At 60.6% G+C, this 25605-nt stretch carries 27 protein-coding genes; 12 read left to right on the forward strand and 15 right to left on the reverse strand.

What is annotated here, in order from left to right:
* The first annotated feature begins 129 nt into the window (after positions 1–129).
* Positions 130–1509 (forward strand): class II 3-deoxy-7-phosphoheptulonate synthase, encoded by a 1380-nt coding sequence (locus tag KG698_RS01180; RefSeq protein ID WP_213683736.1) that lies wholly within the window; start codon positions 130–132, stop codon positions 1507–1509.
* Between the two features lie 21 nt (positions 1510–1530).
* On the opposite strand, the gene KG698_RS01185 is transcribed toward KG698_RS01180, so the two are convergent.
* The gene (locus KG698_RS01185; RefSeq protein ID WP_213683737.1) at positions 1531–2103 is read right to left on the reverse strand and encodes a PAS domain-containing protein; all 573 of its coding nucleotides are present in this window, start codon (positions 2101–2103) and stop codon (positions 1531–1533) included.
* A 103-nt stretch (positions 2104–2206) separates the two neighbouring features.
* Here KG698_RS01185 and KG698_RS01190 point away from each other — a divergent pair, with 103 nt between their 5' ends.
* From KG698_RS01190 to KG698_RS01200, 3 genes are read left to right on the forward strand one after another with little or no spacing between them, the layout of a single operon-like run.
* On the forward strand, positions 2207–3088 hold the full coding sequence (locus KG698_RS01190; protein ID WP_213684261.1) for a YicC/YloC family endoribonuclease: 882 nt from the start codon (positions 2207–2209) through the stop codon (positions 3086–3088).
* Between the two features lie 2 nt (positions 3089–3090).
* Positions 3091–3750, forward strand: a complete 660-nt coding sequence (gene gmk / locus KG698_RS01195; protein WP_213683738.1) for a guanylate kinase — start codon at positions 3091–3093, stop codon at positions 3748–3750.
* Entirely contained in the window at positions 3747–4265 is a 519-nt protein-coding gene (locus tag KG698_RS01200; protein WP_213683739.1) for a gamma carbonic anhydrase family protein, read from the forward strand. The genes gmk and KG698_RS01200 overlap by 4 nt, the downstream gene beginning before the upstream one ends.
* A 4-nt stretch (positions 4266–4269) precedes the next feature.
* On the opposite strand, the gene KG698_RS01205 is transcribed toward KG698_RS01200, so the two are convergent.
* On the reverse strand, positions 4270–4893 hold the full coding sequence (locus KG698_RS01205) for a histidine phosphotransferase family protein (protein ID WP_213683740.1): 624 nt from the start codon (positions 4891–4893) through the stop codon (positions 4270–4272).
* Between the two features lie 15 nt (positions 4894–4908).
* Here KG698_RS01205 and KG698_RS01210 point away from each other — a divergent pair, with 15 nt between their 5' ends.
* The 3 genes from KG698_RS01210 to KG698_RS01220 all read left to right on the forward strand — a co-directional run bounded on the left by KG698_RS01210 (position 4909) and on the right by KG698_RS01220 (position 6852).
* The gene (locus tag KG698_RS01210; protein ID WP_213683741.1) at positions 4909–5094 is read left to right on the forward strand and encodes a DUF3553 domain-containing protein; all 186 of its coding nucleotides are present in this window, start codon (positions 4909–4911) and stop codon (positions 5092–5094) included.
* A 157-nt stretch (positions 5095–5251) separates the two neighbouring features.
* Complete coding sequence (locus KG698_RS01215; protein ID WP_213684262.1) at positions 5252–6025, forward strand: GNAT family N-acyltransferase; 774 nt, start codon at positions 5252–5254, stop codon at positions 6023–6025.
* On the forward strand, positions 6022–6852 hold the full coding sequence (locus tag KG698_RS01220) for a 1-acyl-sn-glycerol-3-phosphate acyltransferase (RefSeq protein WP_213683742.1): 831 nt from the start codon (positions 6022–6024) through the stop codon (positions 6850–6852). The genes KG698_RS01215 and KG698_RS01220 overlap by 4 nt, the downstream gene beginning before the upstream one ends.
* On the opposite strand, the gene KG698_RS01225 is transcribed toward KG698_RS01220, so the two are convergent.
* Positions 6849–7634: a 3-hydroxybutyrate dehydrogenase gene (locus tag KG698_RS01225; protein ID WP_213683743.1), complete on the reverse strand. Its 786-nt coding sequence runs from the start codon at positions 7632–7634 to the stop codon at positions 6849–6851. The genes KG698_RS01220 and KG698_RS01225 overlap by 4 nt on opposite strands.
* Before the next feature lie 280 nt (positions 7635–7914).
* Here KG698_RS01225 and KG698_RS01230 point away from each other — a divergent pair, with 280 nt between their 5' ends.
* Entirely contained in the window at positions 7915–9735 is a 1821-nt protein-coding gene (locus tag KG698_RS01230; protein ID WP_213683744.1) for an extracellular solute-binding protein, read from the forward strand.
* A gap of 159 nt (positions 9736–9894) precedes the next feature.
* Positions 9895–10776 carry a DMT family transporter gene (locus KG698_RS01235; RefSeq protein ID WP_213683745.1) on the forward strand — a complete coding sequence of 294 codons (882 nt, stop codon included), beginning with the start codon at positions 9895–9897 and terminating at the stop codon, positions 10774–10776.
* 35 nt (positions 10777–10811) lie between these two features.
* On the opposite strand, the gene KG698_RS01240 is transcribed toward KG698_RS01235, so the two are convergent.
* The 3 genes from KG698_RS01240 to KG698_RS01250 all read right to left on the reverse strand — a co-directional run bounded on the left by KG698_RS01240 (position 10812) and on the right by KG698_RS01250 (position 13433).
* Positions 10812–11528: a DUF502 domain-containing protein gene (locus KG698_RS01240; RefSeq protein WP_213684263.1), complete on the reverse strand. Its 717-nt coding sequence runs from the start codon at positions 11526–11528 to the stop codon at positions 10812–10814.
* Between the two features lie 95 nt (positions 11529–11623).
* On the reverse strand, positions 11624–12541 hold the full coding sequence (locus tag KG698_RS01245; protein WP_213683746.1) for a pseudouridine-5'-phosphate glycosidase: 918 nt from the start codon (positions 12539–12541) through the stop codon (positions 11624–11626).
* Position 12542: 1 nt separating this feature from the next.
* Entirely contained in the window at positions 12543–13433 is an 891-nt protein-coding gene (locus tag KG698_RS01250; protein ID WP_213683747.1) for a PfkB family carbohydrate kinase, read from the reverse strand.
* 310 nt (positions 13434–13743) lie between these two features.
* Between KG698_RS01250 and rpsB the strand changes: the two genes are divergently transcribed.
* Positions 13744–14529, forward strand: a complete 786-nt coding sequence (rpsB, locus tag KG698_RS01255; protein WP_213683748.1) for a 30S ribosomal protein S2 — start codon at positions 13744–13746, stop codon at positions 14527–14529.
* A gap of 71 nt (positions 14530–14600) precedes the next feature.
* Positions 14601–15476: a translation elongation factor Ts gene (tsf, locus tag KG698_RS01260; protein ID WP_213683749.1), complete on the forward strand. Its 876-nt coding sequence runs from the start codon at positions 14601–14603 to the stop codon at positions 15474–15476.
* Positions 15477–15538: 62 nt separating this feature from the next.
* Here tsf and aroQ read toward each other — a convergent pair whose 3' ends face one another.
* From aroQ to KG698_RS01300, 8 genes are all read right to left on the reverse strand, one after another.
* Complete coding sequence (gene aroQ, locus KG698_RS01265; protein ID WP_213683750.1) at positions 15539–15979, reverse strand: type II 3-dehydroquinate dehydratase; 441 nt, start codon at positions 15977–15979, stop codon at positions 15539–15541.
* Positions 15980–16199: 220 nt separating this feature from the next.
* Positions 16200–16886, reverse strand: coding sequence for a phosphate regulon transcriptional regulator PhoB (gene phoB / locus KG698_RS01270; RefSeq protein WP_213683751.1), 687 nt, complete (start codon positions 16884–16886; stop codon positions 16200–16202).
* A gap of 11 nt (positions 16887–16897) precedes the next feature.
* Positions 16898–17614, reverse strand: coding sequence for a phosphate signaling complex protein PhoU (gene phoU / locus KG698_RS01275; protein ID WP_213683752.1), 717 nt, complete (start codon positions 17612–17614; stop codon positions 16898–16900).
* Between the two features lie 31 nt (positions 17615–17645).
* The gene (pstB, locus tag KG698_RS01280; RefSeq protein ID WP_213683753.1) at positions 17646–18443 is read right to left on the reverse strand and encodes a phosphate ABC transporter ATP-binding protein PstB; all 798 of its coding nucleotides are present in this window, start codon (positions 18441–18443) and stop codon (positions 17646–17648) included.
* A 10-nt stretch (positions 18444–18453) separates the two neighbouring features.
* Positions 18454–19815: a phosphate ABC transporter permease PstA gene (gene pstA, locus KG698_RS01285; protein ID WP_213683754.1), complete on the reverse strand. Its 1362-nt coding sequence runs from the start codon at positions 19813–19815 to the stop codon at positions 18454–18456.
* Positions 19812–21272 carry a phosphate ABC transporter permease subunit PstC gene (gene pstC / locus KG698_RS01290; RefSeq protein ID WP_213683755.1) on the reverse strand — a complete coding sequence of 487 codons (1461 nt, stop codon included), beginning with the start codon at positions 21270–21272 and terminating at the stop codon, positions 19812–19814. Before pstC ends, pstA begins: the two co-directional genes overlap by 4 nt.
* Before the next feature lie 70 nt (positions 21273–21342).
* Positions 21343–22389: a substrate-binding domain-containing protein gene (locus KG698_RS01295; RefSeq protein ID WP_213683756.1), complete on the reverse strand. Its 1047-nt coding sequence runs from the start codon at positions 22387–22389 to the stop codon at positions 21343–21345.
* A 162-nt stretch (positions 22390–22551) separates the two neighbouring features.
* On the reverse strand, positions 22552–23634 hold the full coding sequence (locus tag KG698_RS01300) for an ATP-binding protein (RefSeq protein WP_213683757.1): 1083 nt from the start codon (positions 23632–23634) through the stop codon (positions 22552–22554).
* A gap of 238 nt (positions 23635–23872) precedes the next feature.
* Here KG698_RS01300 and KG698_RS01305 point away from each other — a divergent pair, with 238 nt between their 5' ends.
* Positions 23873–24292 (forward strand): hypothetical protein, encoded by a 420-nt coding sequence (locus tag KG698_RS01305; RefSeq protein ID WP_213683758.1) that lies wholly within the window; start codon positions 23873–23875, stop codon positions 24290–24292.
* A 58-nt stretch (positions 24293–24350) separates the two neighbouring features.
* Here KG698_RS01305 and KG698_RS01310 read toward each other — a convergent pair whose 3' ends face one another.
* Positions 24351–25538, reverse strand: a complete 1188-nt coding sequence (locus tag KG698_RS01310; RefSeq protein ID WP_213683759.1) for an aminotransferase class I/II-fold pyridoxal phosphate-dependent enzyme — start codon at positions 25536–25538, stop codon at positions 24351–24353.
* Between the last annotated feature and the right edge of the window lie 67 nt (positions 25539–25605).

Consider the following 25605-nt stretch of genomic DNA (forward strand, 5'->3'; position numbering starts at 1 on the left):
GACGTCGTGAGCGAAAGCAGCTTTTTTGCCCATGCGCAATCCCCGCTCGCTTTGATTTAAGGCATTGGAAGACAAGCCAAGCCAGCCTATAACCCGCCCGCGTGAACAGACGACAGGAGATGCATAGCCATGACCCGAACGACCGGACAGGCTTGGACCAAAACCGATTGGCGCGCCAAGCCGCGCGTGCAGATGCCTGTTTATCCTGATGCAGATGCGCTTCACAGCGCCGAGGCGCAGCTGTCGAAATACCCGCCCTTGGTCTTTGCGGGCGAGGCAAGGAAGCTGAAAAAGCAGCTTGCCGCCGCCGCGCGCGGTGACGCCTTCTTGCTTCAGGGGGGCGATTGCGCCGAAAGTTTCGCGGAATTCTCTGCCGACAATATCCGCGATACTTTCAAGGTCATGCTGCAAATGGCGATGGTGCTGACCTATGGCGCCAAGGTTCCCGTGATCAAGGTGGGCCGCGTCGCCGGACAATTTGCCAAGCCGCGTTCGGCACCGACCGAAATGGTCAATGGCGTTGAGATGGATAGCTATAAGGGCGACATCATCAATGATATCGCCCCCACACCCGAGGCGCGTATCCCCGACCCGGCGCGGATGTTGCAGGCCTATACACAGGCCGCGGCCTCGCTCAACTTGCTGCGCGCATTCTCGACGGGCGGTTTTGCCGATATCCACCGCGTGCATAGCTGGACGCTGGGTTTTACCGATCACGAAGACGCCGACAAATACCGCGACATGGCAAACCGCATCCAAGACAGCCTTGATTTCATGGCGGCCGCTGGCCTGTCGGGCGCGACGAACCATGAGCTGAGCACGGTCGATTTCTACACCAGCCACGAAGCACTGCTGTTGGAATATGAAGAGGCGCTGTGCCGCGTCGATAGCACCACTGGCAAATGGCTGGCGGGCTCTGGCCACATGATCTGGATCGGCGACCGCACCCGCCAGCCCGATGGCGCGCATGTGGAATTCTGCCGCGGTGTGCAAAACCCCATCGGCCTGAAATGCGGCCCCAGCACCAAGGAAGAAGACCTCAAGGTCTTGATGGCCAAGCTCAACCCCGAGAATGAGCCGGGGCGCTTGACGCTGATCGCGCGCTTTGGTGCGGGCAATGTTGGGGATCACTTGCCGCGCCTGATCCGCACGGTGCAGGCCGAGGGGGCCAATGTGCTTTGGTCCTGCGATCCGATGCATGGCAATGTGATCAAATCCTCGACCGGCTACAAAACCCGTCCCTTTGACGCGATCTTGCGCGAAGTGCAGGATTTTTTCGCCATCCACCGCGCCGAAGGAACCGTGCCGGGTGGTGTGCATATCGAAATGACAGGCAAGGATGTGACCGAGTGCACCGGTGGCATCCGCGCGGTCAGCGACGAGGATTTGTCCTCGCGCTACCACACGGCCTGCGATCCGCGCTTGAATGCGTCGCAATCGCTGGAACTGGCGTTCTTGGTGGCCGAAGAGCTCCAGCAAAGCCGCGCGGCGCTGCGGGCTGCGGTGTGAGCATATCTTGCGGTGGGCGGCTTAACACCGCCCGCCGGCGACCAGCCGATGCGCCGCTGCTCTGGGTTGCGCTTGACTGAGCGGGATTAAACTCGCGTGGCTGATCTCAAAGCGCACAGGCGCCTTGACCGCGCGGGCGCCTTCTTCATCCAAGCAGATCAGGGCGCGCGTGGTCTGATCGTGATGATCACGCAGAGGCAGCATCACCATGCTGAGATGAACAGGCGCTGCGCGGTATTGCGCGGCTGTGGTCACGTTCATGCGCAGAAGGGCTGGGGCATGAAACACATGCTGGGCCAAATCATGCAGACGCGCCCGCGCACCCGGCGCAAAAAGGCTGCGCAGCGGCATACCGCGCGCCTCGGCCCCTAATAAGGCGCGCAATCCCTGTCCGCCGACGCGAAAGCGCAGCGCTCCGTCAGGGCCGTGCTCGACCAACCCGGCCATGGCAAGCCACGGTGCCAAGGCATTGGGATCAAGATCTGCGCGCGCGGGTACGCCTTGACCACGGCGCAACGCCTGCCAATAGCCGATCAGCGCCGCCAAACCGGTGCTGTCCGGTCGCAGCGGGCCGAAGGGAATGATATTGTTCATCTGGTAACGCAGTCTCGAGTTGGTTAGCCAAAGCTTAATAGCTGTGTGCAGTCGCAGAGGGCAGGGGGAGAATTCATCATTGGTTAACGCAGCACCGACCGGGGTGATCGCCTCGATGACAGGCTATGCCACACGCGAGGGGGCGGATGGCAATGGGCAAAGCTGGAGTTGGGAACTGCGCGCCGTCAATGCGCGCGGTCTTGATCTGCGGTTTCGGCTGCCCGATGGCTTGGGTGCGCTGGACGCACCCTTGCGGCGCGCCTTGGGGGCTGCGCTGTCGCGTGGCGCGGTAAGTTTATCCTTACGGCTGGGCCGCGATGGGGGCGTGGCTGGTGCTGGCATTGATGCCGCCCGCCTTGAACACGCGCTGACGCAGATGTTGCAGATCGAGGCGGCGGCAAACGCCATGGGCCTTACGCTCCGCCCGGCCAGCCCGGCCGAGATCATGGGGCTGCGCGGCTTGCTTGATGGGGCCGATTTGGGCTTGCCCGACCCCGAGGTGCTATTGGCCGATATCGACCAGCTTTTGGCCGAGTTCACCGCAATGCGGCAGGCCGAGGGGGCAGCACTTGCCGCAATCTTGCAAAGCCAGATCGACCGCATCGCCGGACTTGTCGAACAGGCCGAAACCCTCGCCCATGCCCGCGCCCAGCCACAGGCAGAACGCTTGCGCATGGCCGCCCAAAGCCTGCTCGACAGCACAGAGATCGACGAGGCGCGGCTGTTACAAGAAATCGCGGCGCTGGCGCTTAAAACAGATGTGACCGAAGAGATCGACCGCTTGCGCGCTCATGTGGCAGCAGCGCGCGCGCTTTTGGCGCAAGGGGGGGCTGTTGGGCGCAAGCTGGATTTCTTGATGCAAGAGTTCAACCGCGAGGCCAATACGCTGTGTTCCAAAAGCCAAGATCACGCGCTCACTTCTGTGGGGCTTGACCTTAAACTGACCATCGACCAGACCCGCGAACAGGTTCAAAACGTGGAGTGATCATGACCGCCACCGACCCGATGGCCCGCCGTGGTCTGTTGATCATCCTGTCTTCGCCCTCGGGCGCGGGCAAATCCACCTTGGCCAAGATGCTGATGGGCTGGGATCCGTCGCTGCGCTTTTCCGTCTCGGCCACAACGCGCGCCGCAAGACCGGGCGAGGTTGATGGCGAACATTACCATTTCATGGCCGAGGCCGCGTTCAAATCGCTGGTCGCCAAGGGCGCGATGCTGGAACACGCCCATGTCTTTGGCCATTTCTACGGCTCACCCATGGCACCGGTTGCCACTGCGATCGAGGCCGGGCGCGATGTGCTGTTCGATATCGACTGGCAAGGTGCGCAACAGATCCGCAATTCGGCGCTGGGGCGGCATACGCTGTCGATCTTTATCTTGCCGCCATCGATCCCCGAATTGCGCCGCCGTCTGGAAAGCCGTGGTCAAGATGGCAGCGATGTGATCGCCAAGCGCATGCAAAAAAGCTGGGACGAGATCAGCCATTGGGATGGCTATGACTATGTCTTGATCAACGACGATCTTGAGACGAGCTTTGCGCGCCTCAAGACCATCATCACCGCCGAACGGCTGCGCCGCGCACAACAGCCGGGGCTGGCCGATCATGTTCGCAAATTACACGCCCAGTTTGAGGAGGGTCAGCCATGATCTATGCATGGGAGGGGATCACCCCCGTTGTCGATGCCGATAGCTGGGTCGCCCCCGGCGCGCATGTGATGGGGCGCGTGGTGCTTTGCGCGGGCGCGAGCGTCTGGTTCGGCGCGACCTTGCGCGGCGACAACGAAGAAATTCGCATCGGCGAAGGCTCCAACGTGCAAGAGGGCTGCATTTTCCATACCGATATGGGCTATCCGCTGACGGTCGGGCGCGATTGCACCATCGGGCACAACGCGATCTTGCATGGCTGCACCATTGGCGACGGATCGCTGGTGGGCATGGGGGCCACGGTGTTGAACGGGGCCGTCATCGGGCGGGGCTGTCTGATCGGGGCGGGGGCGCTTATCCCCGAGGGGAAAATCATTCCCGATGGCAGCCTTGTGATGGGCATGCCCGGAAAAGTCGTGCGCGAACTGGATGGCCCGGCGCAGGAAAAGCTGCTGCAATCGGCGCGCAATTATGCCGACAAGATGCGCCGCTTTCGGTCGGGATTGGTGGCGCTGTAAACACTCATGCGGTGGCGATGATCAGCCCATCATCACCCGCAACGAAGTTCAGCGTCAGATCGAACAGCGACAGTGTGGCATGAAGCGCTGCAAACTGTGCCTCGCAAGCCTTGAGCGGGCGCGCGGCGGCGTTCATGCCGAAATGCAGCACTGACCAAAGGGCCGGGTCAAGCGTGACGCGGCTGGCCTTGGCACTAAGCCGCAGGTGGCCGCCGGGCGCTTGCGCAATGGTCACATCACCCCCCATGGGCAGCGCGGTCTCGGCGCATAAAAGCATCAGATACCCGATCTTGACCCGATGGCGCGGCAAATCCTCGGCCACGGCCCAGCTGACATGCAGCCGCGCACCTTGCCATGGGCCTTGGGCTGTTGCCTTGGCCTCGCGCGTGGAAAGGATCTGGGTGGGGGCGGCCGCGCCAAAGGCGATGCGCAAAAAGCGCACCCTTGCCTGTGCATCGCGCACCGCGTCGCGGATCAAGGCCATTTCCGGGCCGCGCACCGCCCCCGTCATCTCGATCAATTCGACCCCGTTGCCGATTGCGCCCAGCGGGTTTACGAGGTCATGGCAAAGCCGCGAGGCAATGAGTTCAGCAAGGCTTTGATGCCCTGAAGGCGTTTGATCATTCATGAGGCGGACCTTTTGATGCACGATGATTTGAGCACGATCCTAGAGCCGGGCATGTTCGTGCGCGCGCCCGATACCCCGGACTGGGGGCTGGGGCAGGTGCAGTCGAATATTGGCGGCAAGATCACGGTCAATTTCGAGAATGAGGGCAAGCTGGTGCTGGACGCGCGCCATATCCGCCTCAACATCGTATACCTCGACTGAACCATTCTATCCTCACCGGATCGTGCGCCCTAGGCTAAGGGCCACCGGTTAATACCAGTTTAACGCAACACCCCATCAACCTTGCAGCGCCATGGCTGGTTTGCAAGCGGGGTTGCGCCTGCTAAAGCCATCGCCACAGGGGTTACGCGCGACGAACATGCAGATCGATGATCGCCATTTCGAGCTTTGCTTGGCGCAAGATCGCGCCGATCTGCATGCCGCGCAGCGCTTGCGCTATGATGTTTTCGTGGCCGAACTGGGCGCTGACGGGCCAATGGTCGATCATGATGCCCGCCGCGAGATCGACCGCTTCGATGCCCATGTCGATCACCTGTTGCTGCGCGATACCCGTCGGCCCGCTGATGATCAGGTGGTGGGTGTCTATCGGCTTTTGACCGAACAGGGCGCGGTTGCGGCGGGTCAATTCTATTCCGAGGATGAATACGACCTCACCGCGCTCAAGCGCAGTGGCCGGCGCTTGCTGGAATTGGGGCGGTCTTGCCTGCACCGCGACTATCGCGGCGGCACCGCGATGATGCATCTTTGGGCCGGGCTTGCGGGCTATATCGCCGCCCGCGAGGTCGAGGTGTTGTTCGGCGTGGCCAGTTTTCACGGCTGCGATCCCGCGCCTTTGGCCGGGCCCTTGTCGCTGCTGCATCACCGGCATCTGGCCCCGCCCGACCTGCGCCCTGTGGCGCGCGCAAGCGGCTATCAGCGGATGGATTTGATCGCCGAGGCCGATCTTGATCGCCCAGCGGCGATCCGCGCCGTGCCTGCCTTGATCAAGGCCTATCTGCGCTTGGGCGGCGTTGTGGGGCAGGGGGCCTATCTTGATCATGCCTTTAACTGTCTCGATGTCTGCCTTGTCATGGATGTCGCGCGCATCCCCGAGACATCGCGCGCGATCTATCAGCGGGGCGCCTTGGCATGAGCCAAACATGGTATGGGCCGGCCGCGCCTGAACCGCGCGCGCTTGGGTGGGCCGATTGGCTACGCATCGGTTTGCGCGGCGCGCCCTTGTTGATCTTGTTGATCTTGTGTTTTCCGCTTTTGCTGCTCTTGCGTTGGCCCGAGCGGGTGATCTTTGGCCAAGCGCGCCCAATCACGCCTTTCATCACGCAATTTGTCTGTATCGCGGCCTGCCGTATCTTGGGGCTGGGCCGGGTGATCCATGGCAGGCCCATGATCGGGGCGGGGGCCTATGTGGCCAATCATGTGGGTTGGCTGGATATTTTCGTGCTGAGTGCAAGCAAGCGGCTTTATTTCGTCGCCAAATCCGAAGTGGCGGGCTGGCCCGGTATCGGCTGGCTTGCGCGTGGCACGGGTACGGTGTTCATCGCGCGCGATCGCCGCCATGCCGCCGCACAAACGCAGCTGTTCGAGGATCGGCTGCGCGCGGGCCAAAGGCTGTTGTTCTTTCCCGAAGGAACCTCCAGCGATGGGCGGCGGGTTTTGCCGTTCAAAACCACGCTTTTCCAAGCTTTCCACAATGAGCGGCTCAGTGCGATCTTGCAGATCCAGCCCGTGACGCTGATCTATCAGGCACCACTGGGCGAAGACGCATGTTTTTACGGCTGGTGGGGGGATATGGCGCTTGGCCCTGCAATCTTATCCGTTCTCGCCGCACCCCGCCAAGGCCGTGTGACGGTGGTGTATCACCCCCCCCTCAAGGTGAGCGATTATCCAGACCGCAAAACGCTGGCCGCAACTGCCGAAGCGGCGGTGCGCGCGGGTCTGCCACCCGAGATGCGCGATTAAAGTGCGGTCCAGCCGCCATCGACGCTGATCGTGGTGCCGGTGATCTGGGCCGCCGCATCCGAACACAAAAACACCGCCGTGCCGCCCATTTGTTCCACGGTCGCGAAATCGCGCGAGGGTTGGCGTGCCAACATGACTTCGCGCACCACGGTGTCGCGGTCCATATTGTGGGTTTTCATCTGATCGGGGATCTGCGCCTCGACCAAGGGCGTCAGCACATAGCCGGGGCAAATCGCATTGGCGGTGATGGGTTCCTCGGCGGTTTCCAGTGCCGTGACCTTGGTCAGCCCGACGATGCCGTGCTTGGCCGCGACATAGGCCGATTTGAACGGGCTTGCGGTCAAGCCATGGGCCGAGGCGATGTTGATCACGCGCCCCCAACCAGCCGCCCGCATCAGGGGCAGGGCAGCGGCCGTTGTGTGAAAGGCCGACGAGAGGTTGATCGCGATGATCGCATCCCATTTCTCAGGGGCGAAATCGGGAATGGGGGCGACATGCTGGATGCCCGCATTATTGATCAAGATATCGCAGCGCCCCGCCTGCGTGATCAGATCGCGGCAGGCTGCGGCCTTGGACATATCGGCGGCGATGTAGCGCGCGCTGACCCCGTATGCGGCACCAAGCGATTCGGCCAAGGCGTGATCTTCCGCCCGGTCGGTGAAGGAATTGAGCACGATATCGGCACCGGCGCGCGCCAGTTCATGGGCGATGCCAAGGCCAATGCCAGAGTTCGAGCCGGTGATAACCGCGGTCTTTCCGGAAAGATCGGTGGTGATGGCCATGGTCGCTTGGTCCTTTGTGCCGCCTTATGTTTGGCGCAACACTAGCGCTTTGACGCGCGCGGCAACAGGGCATGGCATGTCGCGGCAAGGCGAAAAAAAACGCCGGCACAAGGCCGGCGTTCAGTTATTGAGGCAGGTTTCATACAGGCAAGAAACCTATCGAGCAGTGATCCCTTTATATGCAAAGGCATGCCTCTTGTCCAATCGAAAAGTTTGCAGTGTCCGCCCAGCATCGATAGCCTTGTGCCAATCTGCATTGAGGCAAAAGGATTGTTCGCGCATGAGAACGCAGTGTTTCACGAAAATGCTCGGTGTCGCGGCTGTGTCGATGATGGCTGTATTGGGCCTGTCAGGGGCAGGTATCGCGCAGCCGATGCATGGGATCGCAATGTATGGTGAGCCAGCCCTTGGGCCGGATTTCACCCATCTGCCCTATGCCAATCCCGACGCGCCCACGGGCGGGCGGATCGTGACCGGTGAAACCGGCAGCTTCGATAGCCTCAACCCGCATATCCGCGCAGGCTCGGTGCCATGGCAGTTGCGGCTTTTGGCTTACGAATCGCTTTTGGGCCGGTCATGGGATGAACCCTTTACGCTTTACGGGCTTTTGGCCGAATCGGTCGAGGTCGCCCCTGATCATGCATGGGTGGAGTTCATCCTCCGCCCCGAGGCGCGCTTTTCGGATGGCAGCCCGGTCACGGTCGAGGACGTCATCTGGTCTTATGAGACACTCGGCACCATCGGCCATCCGCGCTATCTGAACGCTTGGACGCGTGTCTCGGGCATCGAAGCGGTGGGTGAGCGCGGTGTGCGGATCAGCTTTTCTGAACCCGACCGCGAATTGGCGATGATCATGGGCCTTCGCCCGATCCTGAAGGCTGCGCAATGGGAAGGGCGCGATTTCACGCAATCGGGCCTTGATGTCGTGCCTATCGCCACGGCCCCTTACGTCGTCGATGCATTCGAGGCGGGGCGCTTTGTCAGCCTCAAGCGTAACCCTGATTACTGGGGCCGCGATCTTGCATTCCGGCGCGGCACCAATGTGATCGACGAGGTGCGGATGGAGTTTTTCTTAGACGGAACCGCCATGTTCGAGGCCTTTACCGCCGGGATTCTTTCGACCATGCGCGAGACATCGGCGCAGGCTTGGGCCACGAATTACGATTTCCCCCGTGTCCGTTCCGGCGAGGTTGTGCTGGCCGAGGTCACGCATCAGCGCCCATCAGGCATGACTGGCCTTGTGATGAACACGCGGCGCACAGATTTCGCCGATTGGCGGGTGCGTGAGGCGATGATCCAGGCCTTTCCGGCCGAATTCATCAACCAGACGATGAATGGCGGCGTTGATCCGCGCATCACCTCCTACTTCGCCAACTCACCCTTGGCGATGCAGGCAGGCCCAGCAACGGGCCGGGTGGCCGAATTTCTGGCCCCCTTTGCCGCCGATCTTTTGCCCGGCGCGCGCGAGGGCTATGTGATGCCCGTCTCTGACGGATCGGAGCGCAATCGCGCAGGCATTGCGGCGGCCCTCGCTGCAATGGAGGACGCGGGCTATACCGTGCAAAACGGTATGATGACCAAACCCGATGGCACGCCCTTTACCTTTGATATCTTGCTGCAGACCGGGTCGGCCGAGAATGACGCGATCATCAATATCTATACCGAGGCGCTGACCCGTCTGGGGATCAATGTCACCGTCAGCCGCGTGGATGCGGCCCAGTTCCGCGAACGCCGCGATGTCTTTGATTTCGACATGGTCTATGAGCGCTACGGCCTGTCGCTCAGCCCCGGCAATGAGCAATACAGCTATTGGGGCTGCGCCAGCCGCGACACCCAAGGCGCGCGCAATTTGATGGGCGCATGCCACCCCGCGATCGAGGCGATGGTGGGCAGGATGCTCAATTCCGAAAGCCAAGATGATTATGTTGCCGCCGTGCGCGCGCTTGATCGTGTCCTGACGTCCGAGCGCTATGTCGTGCCGTTCTGGCACAACCCGGTCAGCCGCATCGCCCATAATGCCGAGCTGCGCTTTCCCGATGTGATCCCGATCTATGGCGATTGGATCGGCTGGCAGCCCGACGTGTGGTGGGTCGCACCCTAAAGGGCCGCGCCCAACACCCAACACAACGGCGCCCTCGGGCGCCGTTGTCTATTTGGGGCGGATCGCCTGAAAACGGCAATGGCCCATGTCGCATCCAAACGCGACCGGGCGTGCTTTGCGGCGGCAGATGGGCGCAAGAACCATCATGCAGGAAATCACATGCGCTACGGAACTGGTGTGGGGCTTGTGATTGGCGCGGCGCTGTTGTGGTCCTTGCAAGGGTTGATATTCCGTCAAATCGACATGGCCGAGCCTTGGGCGATCTTGTTCTGGCGCTCATTGGGGATGATCCCGGTGATCGCGATCTTCATCACTTGGCAAGACCGGCAGCATGGGCTGCGCGGGCTTTGGCATGTGGGATTTGCGGGGGTGATTGGCGCGCTTGGGCTGATCTTTGCCTTTGGCGGGGCCATCTATGCGATCCAATCCACCACCATCGCCAATGCGGTTTTCCTCTTTTCCGCCTCGCCATTTATCACGGCGCTGTTGGGCTGGGCCGTGCTTGGCGAAAAGGTGCGTGGGCGCACTTGGGCCGCCATCGGGGTCGCGGCCATCGGGATCGGCGTGATGGTGCAAGGCGGGCTTGATCGCGGCGCTTTGCCCGGCAATATCGCAGCGCTTTCCAGCGCGGCTGGCTTTGCAATCTTTACCGTCACCCTCCGCCGGAGCGGCGCATCGGCCATGCCCATCGTCTTGCTGGGCGGTATCTTCAGCCTGATCGCAGGGGCAGGGGGCGCATGGTTCAGCCTGACGCCCTTGTCGGTGCCCTTGGCCGATCTGGGTTGGTCGATCGGCATGGGGGCGGGAACGCTGGCCTTTGGCATGGTGCTTTACAGCTTGGGCAGTCGCGTGGTCCCGGCGGCCGAGTTAACGCTCATCTCGCTGCTCGAAGTGATGTTGGCACCGCTTTTGGTGTGGGTGGTGATCGGCGAAACGGCCAGCCAAGCCACCATGCTGGGGGGCATATTCGTGCTAGGGGCGGTGTTACTCAACGCCACAGGGCGCGCGCGCAAGCAGACGGCGTTGGCCGAGAGCGCTTGACACTGAATGGGATAGAACGCGGCACGCGCGTAGAGCTATTCTGCCGCTTCGGGCAAACTGCCCTTTGCATCGGTTTTCACACCACCATCGCCATTGGGATAAACCAAGCCCGCCGAGATGATCAGCTTGGCCGCATCCTCGACCGACATATCCAGCACGATCACCTCTTTGCGCGGCAAAAACAGCAAAAAGCCCGATGTCGGGTTGGGCGTCGTCGGCATAAAGACCGAGACCATCTCTTCTGGCCCGTGGCGGCGCGCAATCTCGCCCTTGGCGGTGGTCGAGATAAAGGCAATCGCCCAAACCCCTTTGCGCGGATGCTCGATCAGACAGGCTTTCTCAAAATTCTGCTGGCCTTGTTGCAGCACCGTCTCGACGATTTGCTTCAACCCCGAGTAGAGCGAGCGGATCAGCGGGATCGACAAAACAAGGCTTTCGGCCCAGCGGATCAGCGACCGCCCGATCAACCCTTTCGCGACCCAGCCCACCAAAATGGTAAAGATCAAGAAAGTGGCCACGCCAATGCCGCGAATATCGACCTCAAGGCCGGTATAAAGCCGGATCAGATAGGCCGGGTTATAGGCATTGGGGATCAGCGGCAAAACCCAGCTATCAATCCAGCCAAACAGCGACCAGATCAGCCAAACGGTGATCCCAATCGGCGCGATCACGATCAGCCCGGTGAAAAAGCTCGACCGGAGTGATGCGAACAGGCCACGGCGTGGCGGCGGGGGTGGGGGTGGCAGTTGCATGGCTCTCATGGGGTCTGGCGCCTTGGCGGGGCTGCGTTGGGCCGCGTTCACCGCATATGTAGGCCGCGCACGGATTTCACACAAGCGTCGCGCAGTTAACCCTTGGCCATCGCCTTGGCAATTTCGGCCCCAAGGCGTGCATTGTTCAACACCAGCGCAATATTGGCCGAAAGGCTGCGCCCTTTTGTCAGCGAAAACAGCCGGTCGAGCAGAAATGGCGTCACGGCCTTGCCGGTTATCCCCTGCGCGCTGGCCTCGGCCTGTGCCATGGCGATCAGCGGCGCCAGATCGGTACTGGGAATTTCATCGACCACAGGGATCGGATTGGCGATCAACTGCCCACCGGGCAGACCAAGGGCCGCGCGCATGCGGTGGGCGGCGGCGATCATTGCAGGGTCATCCATGCGCAGCGGTGCGCGCAGCCCGCTGTCGCGGCTCCAAAAGGCGGGGAAAGCGTCTTGGCCATAGGCGATGACCGGCACGCCAAGGGTTTCCAGCACCTCAAGCGTTTTGGGCAGATCAAGGATCGCCTTGGCCCCAGCCGCCACCACTGTGACAGCTGTTTGCGCCAATTCATGCAGATCGGCCGAGATATCGAAACTTTCTTCCGCGCCGCGATGCACACCGCCGATCCCACCCGTGGCAAAGACCGCGATCCCCGCTTTGGCGGCACAGATCATCGTCGCGGCCACCGTCGTGGCCCCCGTGCCACCCTGCGCAAGACAAGCGGCCAAATCTGCCCGGCTCAGCTTGGCCACACCGCGCGCTTGCCCCAGATCGCGCAACACTGCGCCATCCAGCCCAACATGGATCTCACCCGCCAAAACCGCGATGGTCGCAGGCACGGCCCCTGCGGCACGCACGGCATCCTCCACCGCTTGGGCGGTCTCGACATTCTGCGGCCAAGGCATGCCATGGGTGATGATGGTTGATTCGAGCGCGACGATGGGGGCCGCTGCTGCACGGGCTGCCGCGACCTCGGCACCAAAACGCATTGGAAGGGTAAAGGGCATCTCAGGATCTTTCCGAACTGACATAGTCTGCCGCTGCCGCAATCGCTTGGGCCAGCGCCGCTTGCCCAGTGATCCCGGCAAACTCGGCGGCAATATGGGCCGCCATAAAGGTATCGCCCGCACCCGTAACGCGCCGCGCGGTGATCGCGGGCGGCTTGGCCACCAGCCGCTGGTCCGCTTGCGCTGCAACCGCCAAGGCTGGCCCGTCAGTCACCAGCACCCGCCGCGCGCCTGCATTGATCAAGTGATCAGCGGCCGCCATCGCATCGCTGGGGGTGGTCCCGGTCAACAGCCCGGCCTCCTCGCAATTGACGTAAAGCGTTGCGCGCGGATGATTTAACAGTGGGCGCAACCGCACGGCCTTGCCCGGCGAGGCAGGCGCGATGCGCAGATCGGCCTCGGCGAACTGCGGGCTTTCGGCAATCTCTTCCAAGAGCGCCTCGGTCAGATTGCCATCAAGCGCGACGATCCCGGACCAAGGCGAAACTGCACTGGCCAAGCGCCCGTCATGCAAAGGGGCCAAGATGCGCGCGCCGGCAGCCTCGAGCGAATGGGCATCGGCCAAGGCCGCCAAAAGGCCGCCTTGCGCCTCGATCGCCATATATTGATCGGTCGGCAGATCGGGATCGACCAAGACCGCATCGCAATCCAGCCCCATCGCGCGACATGTCGCCAAAAGCGCATGACCTTCCGCATCATCACCCACCACCGACAAAAGCGCAGAGGTCAAGCCAAACCCCCTGATCGTCATTGCGATGTTCAGCGCCACGCCCCCCGGCAGGCGGGTGATCCGCCCTGGCTTGTCATTGCCGGGTGCCATGGCATGATCGGTGCGCCCGATAATGTCCCAAAGGACCGAGCCGATGCACAAGATATCCGGTGCCTTCCCCATCTTCTTGCTCTAACCTTGCGCCTTGCGCGCGTCTATCGGCTTCTTCGTTTCATAAATATCCCGGGGGGGTCGCGGCACGCGACGGGGGCAGCGCCCCCATTCTTTCGCGCCCCTTCCCACCCTCCAAGCCGGCCCGGTCATAATTGCTTCAAACCCATGGGGCAGGGGTTGCCATTCCCCCCGAAACCCCGTAATCGCACGCTCACTTCACAGGCGGAGGCGGGCCTACGGGGGAGACATCCCCGTTGGGTCCACCGGTTGGGGAAACCCTGAACCTTCGCCCTAGGCGCAAACCGGAAAGGAACACGACATGGCGCTTCCCGATTTTTCCGTGCGTCAGCTGCTTGAGGCTGGCGTTCACTTTGGTCACCAGACACAGCGCTGGAACCCCCGTATGGCCCCGTATATCTACGGCGAGCGTAACGGTATCCACATTCTCGATCTGACGCAGACGGTTGAATTGCTCGACCAAGCGCTCAAGGTCGTGCGCGAGACCGTGGCCAAGGGTGGCCGCATCTTGTTTGTTGGCACCAAGCGTCAGGCACAAAAGCCGGTCGCAGATGCCGCTGAACGCTGCGCGCAATACTACATGAACCACCGTTGGCTGGGCGGCACGCTCACCAACTGGAAAACCGTCTCGAACTCGATCTCGCGCCTCAAGGAGATCGACGCGCTGATGGGTGCCGGTGTCGAGGGTCTGACCAAGAAAGAACGTCTTGGGATGGAACGCGATCACATCAAGCTTCAGGCCTCGCTTGGCGGGATCAGCGAAATGGGCGGCCTGCCTGATTTGCTGTTCGTCATCGACGTCAACAAGGAAAGCCTCGCCATCGCCGAAGCGCGCAAGCTGGGTATTCCCGTGGTGGCTGTGGTCGATACCAACTGCCCGCCCGATGGCGTCGACTATGTCATCCCCGGCAATGACGATGCCGCCCGTGCGATCGCGCTCTATTGCGACCTGATCAGCCGCGCCGCACTTGACGGGATGTCCGCACAGCTCCAGACCGCCGGTGTCGATCTTGGTTCGCTGGAAGAGGGCACACTCGAAGAGGCCTTGGCCGATGAGAGCGCCGTCGAGGAAACAACCGAAGCCTGAGGCTTTCGTCATCCAAATGATACGCGCGCGGGGCATGCCTCGCGCGCAGACCTAATTTCAGGAGAACGCTCATGGCGATTACCGCTGCAATGGTAAAGGAACTGCGCGAAGCAACAGGCGCAGGCATGATGGATGCCAAGAAGGCATTGACCGAAACCGATGGTGATTTCGAAGCCGCCATTGATTGGCTGCGCACCAAAGGTCTGGCAAAGGCTGCCAAGAAATCGGGCCGCACCGCCGCCGAGGGCCTCGTTGCTGTCGCCGTCGCGCATGGCTCCGGCGTCGCGGTCGAGGTGAATTCCGAGACCGATTTCGTGGCCAAGAATGCAGAGTTTCAAGGCATGGCAGCCGCCATCGCCGAGGCGGCACTTGGTGCGGCTGATCTTGCCGCACTCAACGCGACCGCGATCAATGGCACCCCCGTCGAGACCGTCATCACCGATGCCATCGCCAAGATCGGCGAAAACATGGCGCTGCGCCGCATGACCAAGCTGACCGGCCAGACCGTTGTCAGCTATGTCCATAACGCGGCCGCACCCGGCATGGGCAAGATCGGCGTTCTGGTTGCCATCAACGGCACGGATGAGGGCTTTGCCCGTCAGGTCGCGATGCATGTCGCAGCCGTCAACCCGGCCGCGCTGAACGAAGATGCCGTCGACCCCGAAATGGTCGCCAAGGAGCGTCAGGTTCAGATCGATATCGCACGCGAGTCGGGCAAGCCCGACGCCGTGATCGAGAAGATGATTGATGGCCGGATGAAGAAATTCCTCGCCGATATCACGCTGGTCAACCAAGCTTTCGTCATCAACCCCGATCTGACGGTTGGTGCGGCCGCCAAGGAAGCTGGCGTGGAAATCACCGGCTTCGTGCGTTTGGAAGTTGGCGAAGGCATTGAGAAAAAAGAAGAAAATTTCGCTGAGGAAGTGGCCAAGGTCGCCAAGGGCTAAGCCCGTTTCTCAAGCCTGATTTTGAACGGGGCAGGGCATCGCACTGCCCCGTTTTCTTTGGCTTATCCGCGCGTCAGATGCCCCTTGATCGCATCAAGCGCCAAGATGTAGCCACGCGCGCCAAACCCTTGGATCACCCCAACACAGACCGGCGCAATCAGCGAGATATGGCGAAACGCCTCGCGCGCATGGGTGTTTGACAGATGCAACTCGACCACCGGCAAGGCAATTGCGCTAATCGCATCACGCAGCGCGACGGATGTATGGGTATAGGCACCGGCATTGATGATCACACCCGACATCGTGCCGCGTGCGGCATGCAGGTGATCAATCAAACTGCCTTCGCAATTTGATTGCGCACAGTTGACCGTCAGCCCGATGGATGCGCCATGGGCAACGCAATCAGCCTCGATATCGGCAAGCGTGGTTGCGCCGTAAATCTCGGGCTCGCGCGTACCAAGCAGGTTCAGGTTCGGGCCGTTCAGCACCAGTATTTGCATCATGTCATCCTCCGGTGCGCAGTATAGGGGATTTGCAATGCGGCGGAAGAGGCAAGTAAAGGCAACGATTTCTCAAGATTTACCGTTTAAAAACAAGTATCTGTCAAAGGTGTTGAAAGTATCACCCGAGGTTGCGACACAATCGGGTTGATATTTATTTAACATAATACTGATTATAGGATAAATGGACGACGCCGCAGAATAAAGCCCGACGCCGCCCCACCTATCCCAGCGCGTAGCCCGCCCCGCGCACGGTTCTGATCGGGTCACCATGCGCGCCGGCCTTCAGCGCCTTGCGCAAACGGCCCACATGCACATCGACCGTCCGGCTGTCGACATAGATATCGCGCCCCCATACCCGGTCGAGCAATTGCTCGCGGCTCCAGACACGGCCTGGGCGTTCCATAAATGCGGTCAGTAGCCGGAACTCGGTCGGGCCAAGCCGCAGCTGTTCACCTTGGCGATAGACGCGATGCTCGGCCAGATCGATCATGATATCTTCATAGTCGAGCCGCTCACCCACTGTCGCGGGCCGAACGCGGCGCAGCTGGGTGCGCAGCCGGGCAAGCAATTCAGCCACGGAATATGGCTTGGTCATGTAATCATCGGCACCGGTTTCCAGCCCGCGGATCTTATCCACCTCTTCGGATCGGGCCGAAAGCATGATGACCGGAATGCGCGCGGTTGCCGGGCTTGTCTTGAGCTGGCGGCAGACTTCGATCCCGGAGACATTCGGCAGCATCCAGTCCAGAACGATCACATCGGGCGGTGTTTCGCGCACGATGATCAGCGCCTCATCACCGGCTTCGGCGGAAACCACCTGATAGCCTTCAGCCTGAATATTATAGCTCAAAACCTCACGCTGAGCCGGTTCATCCTCGACGATCAAGATCAGCGGTTCGCCAGCCATGCCCCTGCCCCTTACAAGCCATGCCCCGCGTCAAGCGCGGTGCCATCTTGCTTGGGCCGGTCGTCATCGGGCAATTCGCCGGTCACAAGATAGATGACCTGCTCAGCGATGGAGGTGACATGGTCGCCCATCCGCTCGATATTCTTGGCCATGAAATGCAAATGCATGCAGGTCGTGATATTGCGCGGATCTTCCATCATGAAGGTCAGATATTCGCGAAACAGCGCCGAATACATCTGATCGACATCACGGTCACGGGCGCGCACATCCGCGGCCAATACCGCGTCGCGCTGGATATAGGCATCCAGCACATCCTTGAGCATCAACTCCACCTGACGGGCCATCCGGCGCAAGGACGCAGCCGTGCCATTGACCGGCGGGCTGTCGATGATAGTTTCCGTGCGCTTTGCGATGTTCTTGGCATAATCGCCGATCCGCTCAAGATTGGTCGAGACGCGGAATACGGTCAGAACCGTGCGCAGGTCAGTCGCAATGGGCTGGCGCTGCGCGATGATGCGCGCGGCTTCCTCATTCACTTGCTCTTCCAGCGCGTCGATCGCGCTGTCGCCGGCACGCACGGCACGCGCCTGTTCGACATCGCGTGTCTCAAGCGCCTCGGTGGCGCGTGAAATGGCTTCTTCGACAAGGCCGCCCATGCGCATGATCTGCGCCTGAATGGCCTCGAGGTCGCGGTCAAAGCTCGATACGATATGCTCAGATGATGGCATGGTTATCCCCCCTGCCCTATACGATAAAGCCTCAACCGATCCGGCCCGTGATGTAACTTTCGGTCCGCGGATCGTCGGGATTGGTGAAAATCTTCGAAGTATTGCCGTATTCCACCAGATTGCCGAGGTGGAAGAAGGCGGTTTTTTGGCTGACGCGCGCGGCTTGCTGCATCGAGTGGGTCACGATCACGACCGAGAATTTCTCGCGCAGCTCGTCGATCAACTCCTCGACCTGTGCGGTTGCGATCGGATCAAGCGCGGAACAAGGCTCATCCATCAACAAGACTTCGGGGCCGGTGGCGATGGCGCGCGCGATGCAAAGGCGCTGCTGCTGACCACCCGAGAGGCCAGTGCCCGATTCCTTCAGCCGGTCCTTAACCTCATTCCAAAGCGCCGCCTTGCGCAGGCTTTCTTCGACAATCCCGTCGAGATCGGCCTTGGTGCGGGCCAAGCCGTGGATCTTTGGCCCATATGCGACGTTGTCATAGATCGATTTGGGGAAAGGATTGGGCTTTTGAAACACCATCCCCACCTTGGCACGCAGCTGAACAGGGTCAACGCGGCTGTCATAGATGTCTTCGCCATCGATGCGAATATCACCCTCGACCCGCGCGATGGCGACCGTGTCGTTCATCCGGTTCAAGCAGCGCAGAAAGGTGGATTTGCCACAGCCAGAGGGGCCGATGAAGGCCGTGACCGTATTGGTCAGGATATCGACATCGACGTCTTTCAGCGCATGCTTTTCGCCGTAATACACCTGCACGCCGCGGGCGGTGATCTTGATGTCCTGCGCGTCCACAAGTCTTTCCGTCATGAGTTGATCGTCCATGTTCCGTTCCTTACCAGCGCCGCTCGAACCGGCGACGTAGCACAATGGCCAAGATGTTCATGATCAGCAAAAAGGCCAACAATACGATGATTGCCCCTGCCGACCGCTCGATAAAGGCCGGGTCGGCCCGCGAAGCCCAGGAATAGACCTGAACCGGAAGCGCCGTTGCCGGATCCAAGATGCCGCCGTCAAACGGCCCTGCGGGGTAATTGGCCACAAAGGCCACCATCCCGATCAGCAACAAAGGTGCCGTTTCACCCAATGCCGACGCCAGCCCCAAGATCGTGCCAGTCAAAATGCCCGGCGCTGCCAAGGGCAGAACATGGTGAAACACCACCTGCATTTTGGACGCCCCTACCCCCATCGCCGCATCCCGGATCGAGGGGGGGACGGCACGAATGGCCGCGCGCGTGGCGATGATGATCGTGGGCAATGTCATCAGCGTTAGCACCAGCGCCCCGACAAGTGGCGAGGATTGCGGGAACTGCGCAAAGTTAATGAAGATCGCAAGGCCAAGAATACCATAAACAATCGACGGAACCGCCGCGAGGTTCGAGATATTCACCTCGATCAAATCGGTCCAACGGTTCTTGGGCGCGAATTCTTCAAGATAGATCGAGGCAGACACGCCAAGCGGCAGCACCATGATCGCCACCAAGAGCATCATATAGGCCGACCCGATCATCGCCACGCCCAACCCCGAGGCTTCTGGGCGCTGGTCCGAGGCATCGGGGTTGGTCAAAAAGCCCCAGTTGAACTTGAGCGACAAAAGCCCATCATCCACCATGCGGTCGGCAAGGTCGAGTTGAGCCACAGAGATATTGACGTCAAGCAAGGCGATTTCGCGCGTCACCCGACCCTTCAGATAGCCGTCGATGCGCCCCGTGGCATATCCCTCGAACCGGATGGTTTGGCCCAAAAGCGACGGGTCTGCGATGACCATATGACGAAGCCGTGCGGGCGTGTCGCGCGAAATGAAGGCCGCGATTTCCTTGTCGGTCACACCTTCGGTCGAGATGCCACGCTCGCCCAGATAGGCGATCAAATTGTCATTCAACAAACCGGTATAACCAATGGTCGTCACGCGCATCATTTCATCGCGCTGGCGGTTTCCATCGGGGTCAAGCCGTTCGGCATCAAGCGTGACCGTGAAAGAAAACGTTGCTTGCCGAAATGCAGACAGACCGTCGGAAAAGATCGTCCAAAGCATGATGAACAGCACCGAAAGGCTGACACAGATCGCGACGATGCCATAGTATTTAAACCGTGCCTCGGCGGCATTACGCTGCTTCATCCGGTCTGTTTGTTTCAACAAGGAGGATGACGGCTTAGCCGGGTTCTGCGGAGGATTGGCTGCTGCTGCGTCGGTCATTCATACTGCTCCCGGTACCTGCGCACGACCCAAAGCGCGAAAACATTTAGCCCCAAGGTGATCACGAACAGCGTGATCCCCAGCGCAAAGGCCACGAGCGTTTCAGGCGAATTGAATTCCAGATCGCCCGTCAATTGGCTCACGATCTTCACGGTGATCGTTGTCATCGCCTCGAACGGGTTAAGGTCGAGCTTGGCCGATGCACCCGCACCCATGGTCACGATCATCGTCTCACCAATGGCGCGGCTGGCAGCTAGCAAGATCGCACCAACGATCCCCGGTAATGCAGCGGGCAAGATGACCTGACGCACGGTTTCCGATTTCGTGGCGCCCAAGCCATACGACCCATCGCGCAATGATTGCGGCACGGCATTCATGATGTCGTCGGTCAGAGATGAGATGAATGGCACCTGAAGAATGCCAATCACGATACCCGCGGTCATGACCGACGACCCAGAGGTGCCAAGCCCGGTCGGCTCGGCAATCCATTCGCGCAGGAACGGACCCACGGTCACCAGCGCAAAAAGCCCGAAAACCACGGTGGGGATCCCTGCGATCACCTCGATCAGCGGCTTGACGACGGAGCGCACGCGCGGGCTGGCATATTCGGCCAAGTAAATAGCTGTGAAAATGCCCGTCGGCACAGCGACAACCATCGCCACAAAGCTGATGTAGAATGTTCCCCACAACAGTGGCAAAAGCCCGAGCTGGCTATTGCCCTGAAAGGTTGGCGCCCACGTCAGGCCAAAGAGGAAGTCAGCGAAAGGATACATGGTCGAAAAACGGATCGTTTCCGACAACATCGACAAAATGATCCCAACGGTAGTCAAAATCGCGATGGTCGAGGCCAACATCAACATCCCCAACGCCACGGCCTCAACCCGATTACGCGCACGAAAATCCGCCTGCGTGATCTTGATGGCATAGGCCAAACAGCCCAAGGCGATTAAGATCGTAAAGATGGATCGAAACAAACCGCCTGTGCTTGCCAATTCGCGGTAACTCTGCGCCGCTTGTAGCACCTCAGCTGTGACGGCAGAGCCAAGCGCCACGCCCACTTCGGCCAAGCGCGCGCGAACATCATCATCTGCAATATTCAGCGCAATCGCCTGATCTGGCGTCAACGCGCCTGCGACCACAGCACTGTCGATGCCCTGCGCGACGCGGCGCACATCGGCCATCAACAAAATACGGTCGGTTTCATTCTCAAATTGCTCGGCGGGAAAAAAGCCCGCCAGCTGCCGCTCAATCAACAAAGGCTGGGCAATGGACCAGAGCGTCAGGAAAAACAAAGCCGGCAGAAAGGCCATAATGGCGCCATGCCAACCGTAAAAATTGGGTAGGGAATGCAACCGGCGCATGTCGCCTTGCGAAGCAGCCATTGCACGGGCGCGGCCAAGAAAAAATCCGACAGCGCCAAGGGCGAGCAAGAGCAAAATGAGCACAGTGACGGTCATCTAACGAACCTTGCAGCGGTGAAAGAAATAGCACCCCAGGACAACCCCGGGGTGCCATAATCACTTTAGATTAGTTCAGCGGGCCCATGGCGACGCGGTTGCGCACCATGTCCTGAGTTGCGGCCAGCGCCGGGTCGGACACGAGGCCATACTGGGCCAGCGGGCCGTTCGGGCCAGCCATGTCGTCGGAGACGAAGAACTCAACATAGTCCTGCAGGCCGGGGATCACGTCGAGATGCGCCATCTTCACGTAGAAGAACAGCGGACGCGAGATCGGATATTCGCCCGAGGCAACGCTTTCGGTCGAGGGGACAACGCCGTTCATCGTTGCGACGCGCAGCTTGTCGGTGTTGTTGGTGTAGAAGGACAGACCGAAAACGCCGATTGCGTTGCGGTCGTTCTCGAGGCGCTGAAGCGTCTCGGTGTAGTCGCCGTCGATGTCGACGTTGCGGCCATTATCGGTGCGCACGGCCATGCATGCGTCCTCGGCATCGTCTTCCGACATGCCGCCAGCGACCATCGCAGCCATTGCGCCGGTCTCTTCGCAGCCAGCGATCAACACGCGCTCGTCAAAGACTTCGCGGGTGCCGTGCTTGGTGCCGGGCGACAGGACGAGGATGTCCTGGGCGGGCAGGCTTGCGTTGAATTCCGACCACTGGCTGTAGGCGTTGTCGACGAGCGCGCCGTTGACCAAGACCTTTGCGCCGATGGCATTGTACAGATCGCCGGGGGTGAAAGCGAAAGCCGGGCCGTTGATGTCCGACGCGAAGACGATGCCGTCATAGCCGAAACGCACTTCCATCACCTCGGTCACGCCGTTCGAGGCACAACGGTCGAGGTCGGACTGCTTGATGCGCGAGGACGAGTTCGCGATGTCGATGGTGGTCTCACCAACGCCTTCGCACATCATTGCGCGGCCAGCGCCCGAGCCACCGCCCTGAACGACGGGGGTCGGGAAGTCAAAGTTTTCACCGAAAGCTTCTGCAACGATGGTTGCATAGGGCAGAACGGTCGAAGAACCGGCAATCTGCACGTTGTCACGGCTCTGCGCGAAGGCGCCAGTTGCGGAAACGGCGGCGATTGCCAAAACCGAAACGGAAAGTTTTGCGAGCGACATGGAAGAGATCTCCTAATTTAGTCATACATCCGAACGCGCCCGAATGCGCATCCTTGAGCGACCGCCTATCGGTCCCATGCAATGCTTTTGTGACGCTTAGGTAACAGCTTTATGACACTCATCGACGCGCAGGCTTATTTCCATGACGCCCCGCAAATCCGGTCAATCGCGCGGCAAGATCACCGTGAAAACGCTGCCCTCACCTTGGCGCGATTCGATGCGCAGACGACCGCGATGGCGGTTGATAATATGCTTGACGATGGCCAAGCCCAGCCCCGTGCCGCCCATCGCCCGGCTGCGATGCGTATCCACACGGTAAAACCGTTCGGTCAAACGCGGGATGTGCAAAGGGTCGATCCCATCGCCTTGATCGGTGACATCGGCCACGATCAAGGGGCCGGGCATCGCGCCCATCCCCTGTTGCCAACCAATCCCGATGGTGACGGTTTTCCCACGCCCACCATATTTCAGCGCATTCTCCGTCAGGTTCAAAAACACCTGCATCAACTGATCACGGTCGCCCTTGAGGCGAAACACATCTGCGGCTGTGTCAAGCGCAAGCTCTGGCGCGGCGGGCCGGATATCGAGCACCAGTTCACAGGCTTGTTCCTCGGCGGCGGGACGCAATGCGGCGATCACACCGCGAAGAACGGCACCAAGATCGACATCATCCGAAGGGCGCTGGCGCTCTTGCGACTCGACCCGGCTCAGCGACAATAGATCCGAGACCAAGCGGTTCATGCGCCGCGCCTCGCCCTCCATGATCCCCAAGAATCGTTCACGCGCGGTGACATCATCGCGCGCCGGTCCACGGAGCGTTTCGATGAAACCCATCACGGCGGTCAGGGGCGTGCGCAATTCGTGGCTGACATTGGCCACGAAATCACGCCGCATCTCCTCGGCTTCGCGCAGATGGGTGATATCGGTGAAATAAAGCGCCAGATCATGCTGGCCGCGCGCATCGGGCGGGCCAATCGGCGTGATCTTGACCCGGTATTGCGTCTCACCCGTGCGTTCGGTGCGTTGCAGCCGCGCCTCGCCCGGCTGACCATCGGCAAAAGCCGCTTCGATCCGGCCTAGAAGCGACGGCTGGCGCAAGACCGAGGCATAGCTGCGCCCTTCGATCCAATTGCCCAAAAGCGTGCGTGCGGCACTGTTTGCGCGCAACACTTGCCCGCCTTGTGACAGGTGCAGCATCGGCTCGGGCACCGCCTCCATCAATTCACTCAGAAGCGCGTCGCTCATCATGGCCCCATGGTTTTCGCGGTTGCCGTATGTGGCACGGCGCTAGGCGTGGCGCGATTCCCATCGCTTGGCAATGGTTGCGAAATTCTTATCATCTGCATTTGTTATCTTTGACAAAGAAATTTTCTCGCTATACTGACAACCCTGATGGCAAACTTGGCTGTCGTATCGCTGGCTGCGCCGGATCGGTCAGGCGGCGGTGCCATGCCACACCATCGTTGAAAATAAGGTGCCAAAGATGGATGGAAGAGACAGGCAAGCCCTTTCTCGCGCCCGTCAAGAAGGGCCCGAGGAACAATGCGCCGAACGCCCCGTGCTTGCGGTCGAGATCGCATGTGACGTCGTGTCGGCCTTGCCGCCGAACTTGGTGCAACCCGGCGCGCTGATCCGCTCGGTCGCGCTTGACCATTTGGCAGATATCCCGCTTGTCGGACAGGCAGCACCCATCTTGGTGCTCTCGCGCCTTGTGACGCCGGAATTCGACGCGCTCGATCTGGCGCGGATGCTGGCGCAGTATGGCTATCGTGGGCGCTATTTGGCGCTGGTTGACAGGTTACCTGATGCAAGGCTGGTCCGCCGCGAGGTTGCGGCCCAATCGCCCGGCATCAATTTCGATGTCATCATCCTTGATGGAACATCGCCGCTCCATTCGCTTTAAAGCGTGTCGCGTTCTATTGCATTCACCGCAACAGGCGAACGATCAAACGCAACACGCTTTAGATTGCCGCAAGCCCAGCTTCGAAATCGGCAATCAGCAAATCGACATCTTCGATCCCGACCGAGATCCGGAAGAACCCATCCGTAATGCCGAGTGCTGCGCGCCCCTCAGCCGTCAGGCCGCGATGGGAGGATGAGGGCGGATGGCTCAGCGTGGTGCCAACATCGCCCAAGGTCGGCGCAAAGGCCATCTCCGGCATCGCCTCGACCATGCGGTTGGCGGCTGCCGCATCGCCATCGATCATGATCGAGAGCATATTGCCATAACGCCCAGCCAAAAGCGCCTTAGCTTGCGCATGGTCAGGGTGATCGGTGCGGCCGGGGTAAAGCACGCGCGCCACCTTGGGTTGATCCGCGAACCAATCGGCGAGACGGGCGGCATTTGCCTCGGCCCGGTCAAAGCGCAGCGGAAAGGTATAAAGCCCGCGCTCGGCCAGCCAGCACTCATAGGGGCTGGGTGTCAGCCCTGTGGTCACCGCGAAATCATAGATTTTCTTGCTGTCGGCCGGATCGCGCGCTGCGACATAACCCAGCGTCACATCGGAATGGCCGGCCAAAAGCTTGGTCACCGAATGGATGACGATATCGGCCCCATGATCGAATGGGCGGTAACCAATGGGCGTGGTAAAGGTATTGTCGACCGCCACGCGCACCCCCGCCGCTTTCGCCACAGCGATGATGCCCGCCATATCGGCGACCCGCAGGGTTGGGTTCGACACCACCTCAAGCAAGATCATCTTGGTCTCGGGCCGGATCGCGGCGCGCAGCGCCTCGGGGTTGGTGGGATCAACGAGGCTGGTGGCAATGCCAAACCGCGCAAGGTCTTGATGCATCAATCGCAGCGAGCGACCATAGAGCTGATCAGCCCCGATGATATGGTCCCCTGCCCCCAGTATCCCCATGATCGCGGCGGTAACGGCCGCCATGCCCGAACCTGTTACAAGGCCGTTCTCAGCCCCTTCGAGCATATCGATTTTCTGCGCCAGAAGTGTCGCGTTGGGATGGCCTTCACGCGCATAGGTATAGCCCTGCGCGCGGCCCTCATATTGGGCATGCAGCATGTCGATGGAGGGAGAGGCATAAACCACCGAAGGTTGGATCGGCGTGACCACGGCCCGGCTGACCCCTTCCTTCAAAGGATGGCGGCGAACCAAGGTCTGGGGGCGGTCATTGCGGCGGTCGGTCATTTTTGCTCCATTGGGTGGGTTGCCCCGAATTTTCGTACGAAAATTCGGGTAAAAAAATCCTTTTAAG

The organism is Roseicyclus sp., assembly GCF_018402035.1.
Lineage (GTDB): Bacteria > Pseudomonadota > Alphaproteobacteria > Rhodobacterales > Rhodobacteraceae > Roseicyclus.

Coding starts and splice junctions, on each gene's coding strand:
- KG698_RS01210 (WP_213683741.1), top strand. CDS start 4,909: ATGCACGATGATTTGAGCACGATCCTAGAGCCGGGCATGTTCGTGCGC.
- pstB (WP_213683753.1), bottom strand. CDS start 18,443: ATGGACGATCAACTCATGACGGAAAGACTTGTGGACGCGCAGGACATC.
- KG698_RS01250 (WP_213683747.1), bottom strand. CDS start 13,433: ATGGGGAAGGCACCGGATATCTTGTGCATCGGCTCGGTCCTTTGGGAC.
- KG698_RS01310 (WP_213683759.1), bottom strand. CDS start 25,538: ATGACCGACCGCCGCAATGACCGCCCCCAGACCTTGGTTCGCCGCCAT.
- KG698_RS01230 (WP_213683744.1), top strand. CDS start 7,915: ATGAGAACGCAGTGTTTCACGAAAATGCTCGGTGTCGCGGCTGTGTCG.
- aroQ (WP_213683750.1), bottom strand. CDS start 15,979: ATGATGCAAATACTGGTGCTGAACGGCCCGAACCTGAACCTGCTTGGT.
- phoB (WP_213683751.1), bottom strand. CDS start 16,886: ATGGCTGGCGAACCGCTGATCTTGATCGTCGAGGATGAACCGGCTCAG.
- KG698_RS01235 (WP_213683745.1), top strand. CDS start 9,895: ATGCGCTACGGAACTGGTGTGGGGCTTGTGATTGGCGCGGCGCTGTTG.
- pstC (WP_213683755.1), bottom strand. CDS start 21,272: ATGACCGTCACTGTGCTCATTTTGCTCTTGCTCGCCCTTGGCGCTGTC.
- tsf (WP_213683749.1), top strand. CDS start 14,601: ATGGCGATTACCGCTGCAATGGTAAAGGAACTGCGCGAAGCAACAGGC.
- KG698_RS01245 (WP_213683746.1), bottom strand. CDS start 12,541: ATGCCCTTTACCCTTCCAATGCGTTTTGGTGCCGAGGTCGCGGCAGCC.
- KG698_RS01295 (WP_213683756.1), bottom strand. CDS start 22,389: ATGTCGCTCGCAAAACTTTCCGTTTCGGTTTTGGCAATCGCCGCCGTT.
- KG698_RS01185 (WP_213683737.1), bottom strand. CDS start 2,103: ATGAACAATATCATTCCCTTCGGCCCGCTGCGACCGGACAGCACCGGT.
- KG698_RS01225 (WP_213683743.1), bottom strand. CDS start 7,634: ATGGCCATCACCACCGATCTTTCCGGAAAGACCGCGGTTATCACCGGC.
- KG698_RS01220 (WP_213683742.1), top strand. CDS start 6,022: ATGAGCCAAACATGGTATGGGCCGGCCGCGCCTGAACCGCGCGCGCTT.
- rpsB (WP_213683748.1), top strand. CDS start 13,744: ATGGCGCTTCCCGATTTTTCCGTGCGTCAGCTGCTTGAGGCTGGCGTT.
- phoU (WP_213683752.1), bottom strand. CDS start 17,614: ATGCCATCATCTGAGCATATCGTATCGAGCTTTGACCGCGACCTCGAG.
- KG698_RS01180 (WP_213683736.1), top strand. CDS start 130: ATGACCCGAACGACCGGACAGGCTTGGACCAAAACCGATTGGCGCGCC.
- KG698_RS01200 (WP_213683739.1), top strand. CDS start 3,747: ATGATCTATGCATGGGAGGGGATCACCCCCGTTGTCGATGCCGATAGC.
- gmk (WP_213683738.1), top strand. CDS start 3,091: ATGACCGCCACCGACCCGATGGCCCGCCGTGGTCTGTTGATCATCCTG.
- KG698_RS01205 (WP_213683740.1), bottom strand. CDS start 4,893: ATGAATGATCAAACGCCTTCAGGGCATCAAAGCCTTGCTGAACTCATT.
- KG698_RS01215 (WP_213684262.1), top strand. CDS start 5,252: ATGCAGATCGATGATCGCCATTTCGAGCTTTGCTTGGCGCAAGATCGC.
- KG698_RS01240 (WP_213684263.1), bottom strand. CDS start 11,528: ATGCAACTGCCACCCCCACCCCCGCCGCCACGCCGTGGCCTGTTCGCA.
- KG698_RS01300 (WP_213683757.1), bottom strand. CDS start 23,634: ATGAGCGACGCGCTTCTGAGTGAATTGATGGAGGCGGTGCCCGAGCCG.
- pstA (WP_213683754.1), bottom strand. CDS start 19,815: ATGACCGACGCAGCAGCAGCCAATCCTCCGCAGAACCCGGCTAAGCCG.
- KG698_RS01305 (WP_213683758.1), top strand. CDS start 23,873: ATGGATGGAAGAGACAGGCAAGCCCTTTCTCGCGCCCGTCAAGAAGGG.